This window comes from Alteromonas sp. BZK5 (assembly GCF_014349115.1).
Lineage (GTDB): Bacteria > Pseudomonadota > Gammaproteobacteria > Enterobacterales > Alteromonadaceae > Alteromonas > Alteromonas macleodii.
The window spans coordinates 97,097-112,282 of the sequence record NZ_JACSOE010000002.1 but is presented as its reverse complement, the minus strand read 5'-3'; the positions used below and the strand labels follow the sequence as shown (position 1 = coordinate 112,282).

12 protein-coding genes are annotated in these 15,186 nt (G+C 46.2%); 1 reads left to right on the top strand and 11 read right to left on the bottom strand.

Annotated elements, in window-relative coordinates:
* Window positions 1–15: 15 nt before the first annotated feature.
* On the top strand, window positions 16–276 hold the full coding sequence (locus BIZ39_RS01355) for a hypothetical protein (protein ID WP_039228309.1): 261 nt from the start codon (window positions 16–18) through the stop codon (window positions 274–276).
* 80 nt (window positions 277–356) lie between these two features.
* Here BIZ39_RS01355 and BIZ39_RS01350 read toward each other — a convergent pair whose 3' ends face one another.
* The 11 genes from BIZ39_RS01350 to murJ all read right to left on the bottom strand — a co-directional run bounded on the left by BIZ39_RS01350 (window position 357) and on the right by murJ (window position 15,022).
* A complete protein-coding gene (locus tag BIZ39_RS01350) occupies window positions 357–821 on the bottom strand; it encodes a type IV pilin protein (protein WP_014950123.1) in 465 nt (154 codons plus the stop codon).
* A gap of 2 nt (window positions 822–823) precedes the next feature.
* Window positions 824–4,894, bottom strand: coding sequence for a PilC/PilY family type IV pilus protein (locus BIZ39_RS01345; RefSeq protein ID WP_049586579.1), 4,071 nt, complete (start codon window positions 4,892–4,894; stop codon window positions 824–826).
* 8 nt (window positions 4,895–4,902) lie between these two features.
* Complete coding sequence (locus BIZ39_RS01340) at window positions 4,903–5,466, bottom strand: PilX N-terminal domain-containing pilus assembly protein (protein ID WP_014950125.1); 564 nt, start codon at window positions 5,464–5,466, stop codon at window positions 4,903–4,905.
* Window positions 5,463–6,320, bottom strand: a complete 858-nt coding sequence (locus BIZ39_RS01335) for a PilW family protein (protein ID WP_014950126.1) — start codon at window positions 6,318–6,320, stop codon at window positions 5,463–5,465. The genes BIZ39_RS01340 and BIZ39_RS01335 overlap by 4 nt, the downstream gene beginning before the upstream one ends.
* Window positions 6,317–6,967, bottom strand: a complete 651-nt coding sequence (locus tag BIZ39_RS01330) for a pilus assembly protein PilV (protein ID WP_187446169.1) — start codon at window positions 6,965–6,967, stop codon at window positions 6,317–6,319. Before BIZ39_RS01330 ends, BIZ39_RS01335 begins: the two co-directional genes overlap by 4 nt.
* A gap of 395 nt (window positions 6,968–7,362) precedes the next feature.
* The gene (gene ispH, locus BIZ39_RS01325) at window positions 7,363–8,307 is read right to left on the bottom strand and encodes a 4-hydroxy-3-methylbut-2-enyl diphosphate reductase (protein WP_014977011.1); all 945 of its coding nucleotides are present in this window, start codon (window positions 8,305–8,307) and stop codon (window positions 7,363–7,365) included.
* 2 nt (window positions 8,308–8,309) lie between these two features.
* Complete coding sequence (gene fkpB, locus BIZ39_RS01320; RefSeq protein WP_014950129.1) at window positions 8,310–8,777, bottom strand: FKBP-type peptidyl-prolyl cis-trans isomerase; 468 nt, start codon at window positions 8,775–8,777, stop codon at window positions 8,310–8,312.
* A gap of 14 nt (window positions 8,778–8,791) precedes the next feature.
* Window positions 8,792–9,340, bottom strand: a complete 549-nt coding sequence (gene lspA / locus BIZ39_RS01315) for a signal peptidase II (protein ID WP_014977012.1) — start codon at window positions 9,338–9,340, stop codon at window positions 8,792–8,794.
* On the bottom strand, window positions 9,333–12,152 hold the full coding sequence (gene ileS, locus BIZ39_RS01310; protein WP_187446168.1) for an isoleucine--tRNA ligase: 2,820 nt from the start codon (window positions 12,150–12,152) through the stop codon (window positions 9,333–9,335). The genes lspA and ileS overlap by 8 nt, the downstream gene beginning before the upstream one ends.
* A gap of 269 nt (window positions 12,153–12,421) precedes the next feature.
* Entirely contained in the window at window positions 12,422–13,342 is a 921-nt protein-coding gene (gene ribF / locus BIZ39_RS01305) for a bifunctional riboflavin kinase/FAD synthetase (RefSeq protein ID WP_014950132.1), read from the bottom strand.
* Window positions 13,343–13,462: 120 nt separating this feature from the next.
* A complete protein-coding gene (gene murJ / locus BIZ39_RS01300) occupies window positions 13,463–15,022 on the bottom strand; it encodes a murein biosynthesis integral membrane protein MurJ (protein ID WP_187446167.1) in 1,560 nt (519 codons plus the stop codon).
* Between the last annotated feature and the right edge of the window lie 164 nt (window positions 15,023–15,186).

The window sequence follows — 15,186 nt, the reverse complement described above, 5'->3', positions numbered from 1 at the left end:
AGAGGATCCTCAAAGATGCCTAAATTGAAAAATACAGGAAGTATTTTAATTGAAGTGTTGCTGGCACTGCTTATTTTAACAAGCACTACCACCTATCTACTTGCCACTCGCATTGATTCTAGGCTTCTCTTTCAAGTGACTTTGGATGAAAACGCTGAGCACAATGGCTCATTGAATTCGGATCGACTCGCTCTAGTTAACGACCCGGTTGACCAACGTTGGGATGACATCGCAATATTTGGTGAACCGTCATTACTGGTAATTTCAGCCCAATAGCACATCAACGCCACGTTTTTTAAGGCGTCAAAACGACCTGTGGCATTAATCGCTTAACGAATATCTACCAGTATTAATAATTAGCATGACCAGCAATATTCATCGGACTCAAGGGATCCATTGTTATTTTTATCCCACCCCTTTCTCCCATCACTGAAGTAAAACAACGTGCCATCTGATGCTTGACCTGTGCCGCTGACTGGCGTTGCCCTCAACTCATAAGCTGTTGCGCTGGCCGCTTGTATAGTTAAATTATAACGGCGATTTGCTTGGGGCTCAGAAGACGGAGAATAAGTAGAAAAAACGGCTGGCGCGCCGGTGTTTGCGCCACCACTTGCCGCACCTTCGTAACTGAAAGAACCACTGTGATGACGTTCCATTGCAGATGCGAACCCCAACAAGTCAGCCTGCCCTGTGCCGCGGTATCCATCGGCAATAACACCTTGGTAAGAAGGGTATGCAATGGCGGCAATAATGCCCACTATCGCCACAACTATCATAAGCTCAATTAATGAAAATCCGCTCTCTGTTTTTTTATGCTTCACAATTATTCCCTCTCTGTTTCTGAGTGCCAACTACCACGCTGAATTCGCTCGAATCTTCCGTAAATATTTTCAGCTAAACACTCAAATGCGTTAGTACATGCCTCGTCGTTGCCATCTTCATCAACGTCAATCACTGCTGAGACACATTCAGTACCCAAGCAAACCACTGGACTCACAATATCTTCTATAAGAATTTTGGTCTCTGGTGCGATGCCAGTTTGTTTTAATTCTGCTGAGCGGTCAGCGTCGTTAACTTCTCCGTCATTATTTACATCTGTGACGGCGTTGCCATTAAACATACTGACTAAATAAGCGCGACTATTACCCGTGGGCGGAGCACATGCACTGGTACTACTCACCGCCGGAACATAGGTCGTAAAGAACACCTTGTAATCGATAATTAGCGGAGAAGACAGTACCTTTTCACCGTTAGTGGTTAAATTCAAATACCACCCAGCCTTGTTAGCAAAGTCCTGTGAAGCCAACTCGCGCTCCCCCTCGTCACTACTATTTAAGGCATGACTCGTGGCGTTGTACATTCCACTCTCATAAACCGTTTGCATAAATGTGTAATTCCCATTTACATCACGGTTAAATACGCCGCTGTCTTTAAGCATATAAAAGTTGTCTTCAACTACGGTATCTAGCGGAGATGCACGCCATCCACTGCCAAGGGCTATGCCATAATACAACTCATCGCCTAGCGCTATCTCTGTTACGTCTGGCCCATAGTAGAAATGTCGGTTGGTTTCTGCTGTGTCGCCACCGAAGTCGGCAATGCGCGCGCCTTTTATAAAATTCGTACCTGAATTTCCATTATAGATGTCTAACCTGAATAACTGGCCGCCCATATCGGCCACATACATATGGTCCGCAAACCCATCGTTATCCCTATCAATAACTGAAATTCGCCCTGGAACGCTGTATGTCATATTCGTTAAGTTTAAATCCGCATCTTCATTACTTGCATGCCACAAGAGGCTGCCAGTATCAGCGTCGAACATAAACACAGCATTGCCAACGACATCATTTGCTCGAATAGCACGATCATCTTGTGCGTCATCGTAGCCACCGCCAACAATCATGACATTTTTAACTTGTCCGCCCATGTTCACTTTAGTGATTGTGGGTCTCGACCACGTCTGGCCCAACTTTGCCAGCGTCCCCGCCCCGCCTTCAATTTTGAATTTCAGCGTGGGTGAGGTCTTTTGCGTCACATCAAAGACATAATAATTACGTCCCCCCCTGCGCATACCAACATAAAGGTACTTGTTGTCTCCAACTGTTCTTAGAATCATGTCACCATCTAAGCCATATTTGTGCTCTAGCGATGATGTGTCTTTATAAAAATGATGTAGATTCTGCAGCAATGTTTTAGGCATGATGGCAAAGTTCTCTTCGCCTGTTGAAGTGTCGAATGAATGCAACATTCCTTGGTTGGTGGCGACAAAAATGGCCGAGTCGTCAGTACCGTAGTTAACAATTATAGGCTGAGAGTGAATGGGATCGCCCATTTGAGAGCGATAGTCAGTTGTACTTCCATCGCCGTTACTGTCTTTTACGTCCACGCCTCGAGTCCACTTTAAGATGGCATCTCTTAGTGCATTCGCATCAGTTTCATCCTGAATGGCAAGATCAGCATTCGTTATATTCGTATTGTTTTCGTGTAATTCATTGGCACTTCTTACAATGCTGCCCGTATCATTAAACACGTATATATTTCGGTTCCCGCCCAAGCGACTGGCTGCACCACCTTCACTTACCTCGCTACCGTCAGCAAGGGTTGACCAATAGCTGTGTGCATTTTCAGCAAAGAATCCCGTAACGCTATCCACCGCATTTAGGCTGTTTTTGTCGAGAATTTCATCACCACTTAAGCGATAACGTTTAAGGTTCCCTGGCCAAATCGCCCCCTCGCTCGGCTTAAATAATGCGAAGTATAATTCATCCCTATGGGTTAGACGGTTTAGCTGGTTAACCGCCACACCAGGCGACACAAAGGTTGCATTAATATCTTTTACAGAACGCAAAATAGTATTAAACGCCTCGAGCAAATCCGTACTGTTATCTGCCTGATAGAAACCACCACCACTTTGCAAAGCAAGCTGATTAAGGAAGTTGTTGGCGTTATTGTTCGCCGCAAACCCGATGGTGTGTGTAATAACCCTTGGGCCTATTACTGACGTTGACGCTTCACTGATATTTCTCACTAAATCTAGGCCGCACTTCTCACCGCTACTTCCGGTACAGCTTTTACCAAGTAACGTCTGAATTTTCGAAACACTGTGGTTGTTGTTCGCTTCACCGTCGGACAATAAAACAATGTGATTGTTTGTTTGGCACTGTAGGTCAGACACCGGTGAAATGTAACTTGCCGGTGTTGGGATCTGCTCAGTGATACAGTCGCTGTCTGACAAGTTGTCTTCCGAGCAGCCCGAAGGCAAAATTGAATCTGCACCTATGTAAGAGCTTCTGTGGCTCACACGAGTACTTCTTCGCACAGAGCTGCTAACGTCACTTTCCCCACGTTTTCGCCCATAATCTACGTCTCTACCGCCATAATAGTTAGCCGCTTCCAACAATGTGTCTACTATAGGGGTTAAACCGTTGGCGCTAAGCTCATCTATTTTGCTGATCAAATGTTCACGGACCGTTGCTGAAGCGTCAGGTGTCGCCGAGCCGTTAAACTTCACAATAAGCTTCGGTGCTTTAGATGGCGAGTTGTTATACGTATGCGCACCGCGGTACGACACAAAATCATCAAGAACAAAAGCCATATCGTTACCTGACCGCCACCCTGAACGATCCACAATTTGCTTAACAATGTTGCTCACGTCAGGCGTACGGTAGGTATAATTGTTGTAAAAATCAGGCATGGACCAGGTAATACCCGATGTTTTAGGCAAATTTCGTAAGCGGTTACGACGGTCTGGATGAAAATCAGACGCATCATCATCAGCTACGCCCCTAATGCGCATGCTCGGGTTACCATAGGTCACCGTACTGTAAGCAGTAAATTCAAGATACGCTTCTGTTACTACCGCCCCTTGAGGAATGTTCACATTGCGAAATCGAACGCCTATGTAATCATTGTAAGATGGGTGGAAGGTCAGTTCACTGCCGGTATTCGGGTAGCCGTTTACGTTCTCTTCCAAGTTATCTCGTGAACTGGCTACTTGATAAATTGCTTCGCCTTGAACACAGCCCGTAGCGGTAGAGTCATCATAAGTTACCACTAACTGTGGCGCACCACTTTGGCCTACGTCACTGGCTCTTACCTCACGAGAGCTTGCTGAATCGGTGCTAGAGCCTTCTATTAAAATATTAAGGTTCTTGCCGCCACACCATGCCGATAAATCGACGACTTCTTGAATGACTGCACTTATGTCAGGTGTGGTTATCACCTCGCCTGAGGCGGGAAAGCTATTATCGGTTGCCCACTCAACGTTAGCCGCGGTCTTCGTTCGCGCACTCAAATTGTTCGAAGACGAAGCAAAGGCCGTGCTTGATGCCGATGCTTCAGCTGATATAACAAGGGATGTACCCGCCACATTGAATTTTTCTGAAGTAAACCTAATGCTGGCATTAACGATTGTCGCGCCTTGAGGTATGTTTAACTCGGTAAAACGCAGACCAGAGGTTACGGTTTGGATACCGCTGCTTAATACAAGGTCATTGCTGTCAGTGGTAACGCTACCGTCTATTTCATGTGCGTCGTGATCGTCTTCGTTGGTTGAAATGATAATTTCAGGTCTTACCGCTTCATCTATATTGCGAACCGGATAGAGGATTGGGCCACCGTAATCCGAAAAACGCATCAAACCTGCGTTAATATTGGTCGCCGAACCGAGCGCTTCTTTTAGTGCATTCTGTACGCGCAACATTCGAGTTTGGCTGGTGTTATCGTAAGATCCCATACTTCCCGATGAGTCCATGATAAACAGCACATTCGGGTTATAGGTTACGGCGTTATTTGCGTTGCCTAGGTAAATATCAAGGTCGTCACCAAACGCAGAGAAACCGATACAGCTAAATAGTGTAATAGAGGCAAGGTAAGTCGAGAGTTTCTTCATATTAATACCTATTGAGACGCAGGGCCAAATACAGAGGCAGCCAAGCTGTTCGCCACAACAGAAGATTTACCCGCCACTTTCCCACATCCTCTGATAATGAATACATGGCAATTGACGTTACTTCCACCAATCACGTTACTCGAGCCTCGACAAGCCTGCTCTCTGATAAACGCAGTGCGCGACCAACTCTTTGACGAGGCCTCACTTTGATACGTGCCATCCACCACATGTCTGTCACCAACAGCAAGGCCGCCTTCAGTCATATATCTGTCAGTCCACTCCCCGTCATCGAAACAGCTCATTGAATCTGCTTCAGGGTCAAACACGTTACCCTGCCGAGCTTCCGAGAGCGGGTCTGTCTTATTCGGGTCGGTAAGTAGGGTTTCATCTTCAGATTCAAAGAAAACGCCCGCGATCGCTGCTTCAGCAGCATCAAAAGCCAAACCACTTTGCTGCATAGACACTGCCATTTTAGACTGAGACAAGCTACTGGTTACCGCGCTTACCCCTAAAACAGTGATTGAAAGCAACACAAGAAGTGCGAATACCATCACTAAGCCTTGTTGTTTCATCGCGAACTCCTGACAAAATTTTTCATATTTCGAAGTGCCAACGTTTTTGAGAACACTTGATAATAATGGGCCGTGTCCATCGTTTTAGATGCTTCGTTTAACAGCGCATATTTCTGAGACTGTGTTTGTCTCACTTCATTTTGATAGCTTTTAAGCATTAGCGCCCAGCGCAGTGACACAACTTGTTGATTAAGCGCCCTTAAATCTTCAATTTCATCTGCGGTTACATACGAAACAGCTTGCCCTTGAGAATTGGTAATGCTGCTTGAAACGCCGAACTGCACTTGGAAACTTTCGACGTTATCGAGCAATGTTACGGTAAGGGGCGATACTGTCTGCACCTTTAGGCCACGAAGTACCCGACCATCATATCCTGTGCACTTAAGTGTACTGCCGCTTACAAAGTAGTGATTGACAACGTGAAACTCGAGACCGCCATAGCCGTGCTGGTTTCCAGTACAATCTTCGTCACTTAGTAGGCTCACAACCAGCTTATCACTGCCGCCACTAGAGGTTTGTATGCTGCCTAGTGTCGCGTTGGTAGCGAAATCCCCTGCTACAGCGATGGGGTGATTTTCCACATAGGCCGCTTCGGCAACGATATCAACGGATGTATCCACATCCGCGACTATCTGATCATAACGGCCGACTTCATAGAATTCTGCAGAGAGGCGAGCCATGATAAAGCGGCCTGACTCTTGTACTTGAGCCACGGCTTGATTGAGCTTATTCGTCACACTACTACTGACGAGCACTTGAATAATCGCGCCTGATATCACTAACCCCAGCGTTAACGTAATCATTAACTCGACAAGGGAGAAACCCTGCTGTGGGCGGTGGCGACGTGCATTCATAATGTAATGTCCTTAAACACACATGCGTTACTGTCACCTTCAGATTCGTTACATCGCGCATTAAGGGTATGGGTCTGATTTCCCGAAGAAGCGACAGGCCACGTCAACAACACTTCTACACGAGAACCTGCACTACAGCTGTAAATATCTGCCGTATTGTTGTCGTCACACGATACCGACACTTTAGTTTGAGGATTGGTTTGTACCGCTGAACACGATAGCGCCCAACCATCGTACTCAGCCATCTGTGCTTCAGTACAAGCCTGGCCTTCGCAATTTGGGATCCCTGCCGGCCTTGCCAGACAGTAGCAGTGATAAGGATGAGACGAGCCAGAACAACTTAACGTGGCAAAATTATAGGTATCGCTAGAGAAGTACGCATTGTTGACTACCATGCCGTCTCCCACTGTTGCTGGGCGAGCGGCGGCTCTCAATCGTTCTGCAAGTTGTGCTGCCACCATTTCGGCCTGAGTTCGGCTTATTGCGTCTTTATTGGCAAAAGAGCCCGTGAACTGGAGCGCAGCAACACCCAGTAAGCCCACAGCTAATATAAATAAGGTGATTAAGATCTCTATAAGACCTGCACCGCTTTGTGCGCGAATATGACTTCCCTTCACTCGCTTCATTATCACCTTTTCAGCAATCATCTTTTTTTGCCATATACCTAACATTCAAATTGGTGTTATCACCAATGTAGTATAGTAAGACAAAAGCGTATAACACTGGGTATCAATGGTTATTAAAACGTATAATTTTCTGTGACCTGTTCTAGCAAGCAAGTACAAGGCAGACTGCTCGACCATTTTATCTTTAAAGTAACAGGCTCTAAATGGTTAGCGTGCTATAACACCGCTTTACAATGTACGTTTACGGCACAAAAGGTGCTACCTTAAAGCCGAACCGTGTAGCCTGTTCATGTTAAAATACCCAGTTCTAAAGGTATTATTATCCATTCGCAACTTGTTGAATTTCCAGTAGACAAAAGCATAAAAAAACACCGCAACTAAGTGCGGTGTTTTTTTATTTTGATAGTGCGGATAAATTAAACGACCTGTTTAACACGCAGCTCTTTAGGTACTGCAAATTCCACATTTTCTTCGCGTCCAGCACGCTCAGAAGCTGAAACAGCACCCCACGCTTTGAGCTTGTTTACCACACCTTGCACTAACACTTCCGGTGCAGACGCGCCTGCAGTAACGCCAATATGCTCTACACCTTCTAGCCATTCCTCTTGAATGCAATTAGCGTCAGCAATCAAATACGCTTTTGCGCCAATTTTTTCAGCCAACTCGCGAAGACGGTTCGAGTTTGAGCTATTCTGTGCCCCAACAACCAGTAAAACCTGACAATCTTGGGCTAGGTCACGCACCGCGTCTTGGCGATTCTGCGTGGCATAGCAAATGTCGTCTTTTCTCGGACCATTGATTTTGGGGAACTTAGCGCGAAGTGCGTCAATAACATCGGCGGTATCATCAACAGACAGCGTAGTTTGGCTGCAATAATAAAGATTGGTCGGATCTTTAACTTCAAGCGTTGCCACATCAGCTTCAGATTCAACTAAATAAATACCGCCATCTTCGTTGCTGTACTGACCCATGGTGCCCTCTACTTCAGGGTGACCAGCATGACCAATCAAGATACATTCAGTACCCGTTTTGCTAGCGCGGGTAACTTCCATATGTACTTTCGTCACTAAGGGGCACGTGGCATCAAAGACCTTTAAACCGCGATTTTCCGCTTCTTTTCTTACCGCTTGCGATACGCCATGGGCAGAAAATATTACTATGCTGTCGTCTGGTACTTCGTGAAGCTCATCAACAAATAGCGCACCACGCTCACGTAGCCCATCTACCACAAATTTATTGTGTACCACTTCGTGGCGTACATAAATGGGCGGCTCGAACATTTCAAGCGCGCGTTCAACGATGGTGATAGCTCTATCAACGCCCGCGCAGAAGCCACGAGGGTTAGCTAAATGAATTTGCATAACTAGTTTCCACCTTGTGCTGACACGCCAGGTTTAACATCAATAATTTCAACGTCAAAGATAACCGTTTGCCCTGCTAGCGGGTGATTGAAGTCTACCGTAACAGAGTCTCCAGCAGCACTTCGAATAATCCCCGGAATCTCTGAACCGTCAGGCTGAGCAAACGCTAAAATCATGCCTTCCTCAACCTGTAAATCTGCACCAAAGCGGCTTCTATCCATATAGTGAATATTATTCGGATCGGACTGGCCGAATGCATCTTCAGGGCCTAATTTAAATGACTTTTTGTCACCTTTTTTAAGCCCAAGTAAACACGCTTCAAAATTCGGCGTAAGGCTACCGTCACCCATCACCATTTTGGCAGGTTTGTTGTTTACACGAGTACTGTCAGCGGCAGAGCCATCTTCTAGCTTTAAATCAAAGTGAAGAATAACTTCGTTATCAGCACCAATTATCAATGAGTCTGTCATAACCTTTCCGAATACTACTTAATGGTTTCGCTATTGTCCGCGGCACTGGCTCGCGCGTCTGCACCGTTCCCTTCACTTTTTTTGTCGCCATTTTTAAACATGTCGATAATAAGTAAGGCAGCGCCTATAAATATTGCGCTGTCAGCAATGTTAAACGCTGGCCAGTGGTAGTTGTTTACGTAAAAATCTAAGAAGTCGATGACATAACCATGGACTAAACGGTCGTAAACATTGCCTAATGCACCACCTAGAATAAAGGCAAACGCAACGGGCAGCATTTTTTGCGAACGGGGTGACTGCTTCAGCCACCACAAAATCACTACACTTACCACGACAGCAATGGCAGTGAAGAACCAGCGCTGCCAACCACCTGCATTTTCTAAAAAACTAAATGCGGCGCCGTAATTATGTACGTAAGTAAAGTTAAAAAACGGCAATACCTGTATCGACTGATACAACGACATACTGTCGATAACCGTGTACTTACTCCATTGGTCGAGGATAAACGCAATTGCGCTTATCCACAAAAAACGCAAGCCTGTTTCGCGAAAAAGCTTAAGCATAGTGGCGTTCTTCTCCATCACCGTCAATGTTTGTCACACAGCGACCACAAAGCTCTTCGTGACCTTCATGTGAGCCCACATCTTCACGGTGATGCCAGCAGCGAACACACTTTTCACCGCTTGCTTTATTAACGCTCAACCATAAACCTTCTACGTCTGTGGCTTTCGCATCAGACGGTGCACCGGCAACTTTCGTTAGCGTAACGCCTGATGTAATAAGTACGAAACGTAGCTCGTCTTCAAGCTTTGCCAGTACGTTGTACAACGACTCGGTAGCATAAAGCGAAATGCTCGCTTCTAGTGAGCCACCTAGCTCGCCATCTTTACGCGCCTGTTCCATCGCTTGGTTTGCCGCGTCTTTTACGCTTAGCACTTGATGCCATAGGGCATCGTTAAACGTGTCGCTTTGCGTGAAGTTATTAAACCCTTCGTACCAGGTTTCAGTGAATACAAACTCGCTGCGCTCACCTGGTAACGTTTCCCAGATTTCTTGTGCAGTAAAACTGGTAATAGGCGCCATCCAGCGAACCAATGCTTCAATGATATGATACATGGCCGTTTGGCATGAACGACGGGCTAGCCCATCTGCTTTAGCTGTGTACTGGCGGTCTTTAATCACGTCTAAATAGAATGAGCCCAGCTCAATTGAGCAGAAGTGCGTAAGCTTCTGTGACACTACCAGCAAGTCGTAGTTGTCATACGCTTCGATAAGCTCTTCTTGAAGTGCCTTAGCACGAGCAACAACCCAGCGGTCAAGCGCGACCATATCTTCTTCTGCAACCGCATCTTCAACCGAGAAACCGTTCAGGTTTGCTAGCAAGAAGCGTGCAGTGTTACGTACGCGGCGGTAGCCATCTGCAGCACGCTTTAAAATTTCATCCGATACCGCAATCTCGCCGCGATAGTCAGTAGATGCTACCCATAGACGAAGGATGTCTGCGCCTAATTTGTTAGTCACTTCCTGAGGCGCCACAACGTTACCTACCGACTTCGACATTTTTCTGCCGTGGGCATCTACCGTAAAGCCGTGTGTTAGCACTTCTTTATAAGGCGCGTGACCGTGCATGGCAGTTGATGACATAAGCGAAGACATAAACCAACCGCGGTGTTGGTCTGAACCTTCAAGATATAAATCGGCAGAGGCCGGGATATCATCGCGACGGTCTACAACGAAGTAATGCGTCACGCCTGAGTCAAACCAAACGTCTAGGGTATCTGTCACTTTTTCATAGTTGTCTAATTCGCTACCAAGCAGGGCTGCATCATCGAGATCCCACCACGCTTGAATGCCTTTAGCTTCAACTTCTTGTGCCACCTTTTCCATTAACGCCGCAGACTCTGGGTGGATTTCACCGGTAAGTTTGTGCACATACAAAGGAATAGGCACGCCCCACGTACGTTGACGTGAGATACACCAGTCTGGACGACCTTCAACCATCTTCTCAATGCGGTTTTGGCCCCAGTCCGGGATCCATTTGGTTTGCTTAATTTGTTCAAGTGATTCAGCGCGAAGGCCTTTTTTATCCATGCTGACAAACCACTGAGGCGTAGCGCGGAAGATGATTGGCGTTTTGTGGCGCCAGCAATGCGGGTAGCTGTGCTCGTATTTTACGTTTAGGACAAGGTTACCCTTCTCTTTAACCGTTTCGATAATTTCATCGTTGGCTTTAAATACAAACTGACCTGCAAACAGCGGTGTGTTTTCAAGGTACACGCCATTGTTGCCTACCGGATTGTACACTTCGATATCGTATTGCTTGCCCACGTTAAAGTCGTCAACACCATGAGCTGGCGCTGTGTGTACACAACCTGTACCAGACTCAGTCGTAACGTGGTCGCCTAGAATTAACGGAACTTCAAGGTCTAAGAATGGGTGATTAACTTTAAGCTTATCAAGCGCAGCACCAGTACAGGTTGCCACTTCGCGGAAATCTTCAACGCCGTAACGGTTCATGCAGCTTTCAAGCAGGTCCTGCGCTACCACTAGCCATTCATTTGAAGGCTGAACTTCAACAATCGCATAGGTAAGCTCTGGGTGTAAGCTGATTGCACGGTTGGCTGGCAGTGTCCACGGTGTGGTAGTCCAAATAACTACACCTGCTTTGTGTGTGGTTAAATCACCTTCAGACACACCAAACGCTTCTGCAATAGCAGCCACATCAGCTACTGGGAACTTAACGTCGATAGCCGGTGATACTTTGTCTTTGTATTCAACTTCTGCTTCAGCGAGTGCCGAACCACAATCTGTACACCAATGAACAGGTTTGAAGCCCTTTTCTAAGTGACCCGAGTCTACAATTTTACTTAATGCGCGAATGATGTCGGCTTCAGATTTGAAGTCCATCGTTTTGTATGGGTTATCCCATTCACCAAACACACCTAAGCGTTTAAAGTCAGCCATTTGGCCGTCAATTTGCTTTTGTGCGTATTCGCGACACTTTTGACGAAATTCAGCCGCAGTAACTTTCTTACCTGGCTTACCAACTTTCTTTTCTACCATCAATTCAATCGGCAAACCGTGACAGTCCCATCCAGGAACGTACGGAGAATCGAAGTCAGAAAGGTTTTTTGACTTTACAATAATGTCTTTAAGAATTTTGTTAACCGCGTGACCAATGTGAATATCGCCATTTGCATAAGGAGGGCCATCGTGAAGAATAAATGGCTTTTTGCCTTTTTTCGCTTCACGAATTTTGCTGTATACCCCTTTTTCCTGCCAGTCTTTAAGCATTTTCGGCTCGCGCTGAGCAAGGTTACCGCGCATCGGGAACGCAGTTTCTGGAAGGTTCAGTGTGGCTTTGTAATCACTCATAAAATTGTATTATCCGGTTACCTTAATTTTCACCCAATGCACTAACACATTGTGAAGGCGATATTCATTTTGCGATGTTCAAATTAAAACGCTGAATGTAAAAGGTTCAACGTAAAACTGTGTGTCGCTCTTACTAGCGCAAGGCTGACATTATATGTTCTAGCACAGTGACTTACTTACGCGTTTCGCGAACAAGGATCCACGTTTAAAAAATCAAGCTCAATAAAACTGATACGCGCAGAAACTTTTCGTGACTTTATCACGTTTAACTATGCTAATAACAGACGCGCTTGTGCTGCATCTGCTTGAATTTGATCTTTCAACGCCTCAAAAGAATCAAATTTAATTTCATCTCTTATTTTTGCCATCGGAAACACCGTAATAGGCTTGCCGTATAGGTCAGATGACAAATCAAAAATATGGACTTCTAACTGGTTTCTTACCCCGTTAACAGTAGGACGGGTACCAATGTTCGCAACGCCGTTATAGTGTTTACCATCTACGTCGACACGAACTGCGAACACGCCGTGAATTGGCGTTTTTTGGCGTTTTAGCATAACATTCGCGGTGGGAAAACCAATGGTGCGACCTTTTTTCTCGCCGTGAACCACCCTACCGTGAATAGCAAACGGGCGCCCTAGCATTTCGGTAGACAAACCAAAATCGCTGTCAGCCAATGCTTCTCGCACCGCGGTAGAGCTTATTCGATGGGCATGCATGGTAAAACTGTGGGTGCTTACTACTTCGAAACCATATTGGCGACCTGCCGCCTCAAGCATTTCGAAATCCCCTTTGCGGCCATTGCCAAAACGGAAATCGTCGCCAACAACAAGAAATTTAACACCCAGTTTGTCCACCAGTAAATCGTGGACAAAGGTATCGGCACTTTGCTTAGCAAACTCCGCGTTAAATCGCACAGCAAGCAGCCTGTCGACACCTTGTTGGCGCAGCAATTCGTACTTTTCGCGAAGAGGGCTTATACGCGCTGGTGCTTTATCGGGCATAAAGACTTCTTCAGGCTGCGGTTCGAACACCATTACGGTGGCAGGAAGTGATAGCGATTTCGCTTTTTCAAGCACGTTAGCCAACACAGCTTGATGACCACGGTGTACGCCGTCGAACTTGCCAATAGTGAGCACACACCCTTTATGGTGCGGTTTTACATTGTTTAGCCCGCGGATAAATTCCACTGTTAGCCACTACCTTTTAACTGCTAGAAAATCAAAGCTCGCGATTATAGCCGACCGCGAGCACAATACCAAGCACACGGGCCATTCTGACTCCATGCGCTATTTCGCATCTATTGAATACTAATCGCCGCCGCTTCTGAAATGTCTGGGTCGCATGCCCAGCACCACCATGGTGGTCACAAACAATATAACCGACAGAGAAATGGTTATTCCTACCTCTACCATTTGGGCGGGAAGAGACAATTCAAAGAAAGCTAAGCCTTGATCGCGATAATAAATAAGCCCGCCCATGGCAGCACTTGCAATAACCACACGGGCAATAAACAAAACCGATGTGCGGCTTAACGCAAATACACCTTGTCTATGCAGTGTTATATAAAGCAAAGCGGCGTTAAGCGTAGCTGACATACTGGTAGCGACAGCAAGCCCTACATAACCAAACGGAATCGCTAAAATAAGGTTAAACACCATGTTTGCGACCATACACCAAATACCAAATTTCACTGGCGTCTTGGTGTCTTGGCGGGAGTAAAACCCTGGCGCGAGAATTTTTACCAGCATAAAGCTGAGCAAGCCAAACGAGTACGCGGTAAGCGAGTAAGACGCCATAATAGCGGTTTCAGCAGTAAACGCGCCGCGCTGAAAAATAACGGTCAAAATAGGCCTTGCCATCACGCCAAGTCCCACTGCAGCAGGTATGCCCAATAAACACACCATGCGAAACGCCCAATCGATATTCGCAGCAAACGCTTTGGGGTTATTACTGACGTGGTTTCGGGATAGCGTAGGTAAAATGACTGTTGCGATGGCAATACCAAACAACCCTAGGGGAAATTCAAGCAGCCTGTCTGAATAGTATAACCAGCTAATAGAACCGGTAACTAAAAAGCTGGCGATGAAGGTATCAAACAACAAATTGATTTGCCCTACTGACACACCGAATAAGGCAGGGATCATCAGGGTGCGTACTTTTACCACGTTTTCGTCATGCCAGCCCCACTTTGGCTTTACCAAGAGCCCTGCCCTGAACAAAAACGGTAGTTGAAACAAGAACTGTACGATACCGCCGATAAACACACCCCACGCTAGCGCGTATGCGGGTTGCTCCAGCGTAGGTGCTAAGTATATTGCGCATGCAATAATGCATACGTTAAGTAAAACAGGGGTAAAGGCAGCAACCGCAAACTTATTGAGCGTATTGAGTATCGCCCCTGCCAACCCAGTCAGAGAGATAAACGCTAAATAAGGAAAAGTAATTTTCAACATGGTCGACGCAAGTACAAACTTATCTCCGGCCTCGTCCCCCTCGAGCCACGCCACAAACCAGCCTGTACCAAATAACGCCGCCAAAACAGGAGATGCTATTACCCCTATGATAGAAACTACAAAAACAATAGCGCCCAACGTACCGCTGACTTTTGCAACGAACTCTCTGAGTTGCTTTTTATCGTCGTTCTCGTGAACTTCGGTTAATACCGGAATAAACGCTTGCGCAAATGCACCTTCGGCGAATAGACGGCGAAGAAAATTAGGAATTTTGTTAGCAAAGAAAAATACGTCAGCGGCTGCCCCATCGCCCATAAGCTTGGCAACAACAACATCACGTACCAAGCCTAATACTCGCGAGACCAAGGTCATAATACTGACGATAAGACCAGATTTTATTAACTTCCGTGACACGTCACACTTCCAATAAGAGGTAAAGAATAGGCTGAATAGCATCAGCCATTTGAAAGATAGTCAAAGGCATCTGCTAAGCGCAAAGCGGCAACGCTTGGTTGCAAGCGAGCCATAATAACTAAAGGCTATCGCAGGCGAAACGATTTCTTCAAAATAGTTGTGCA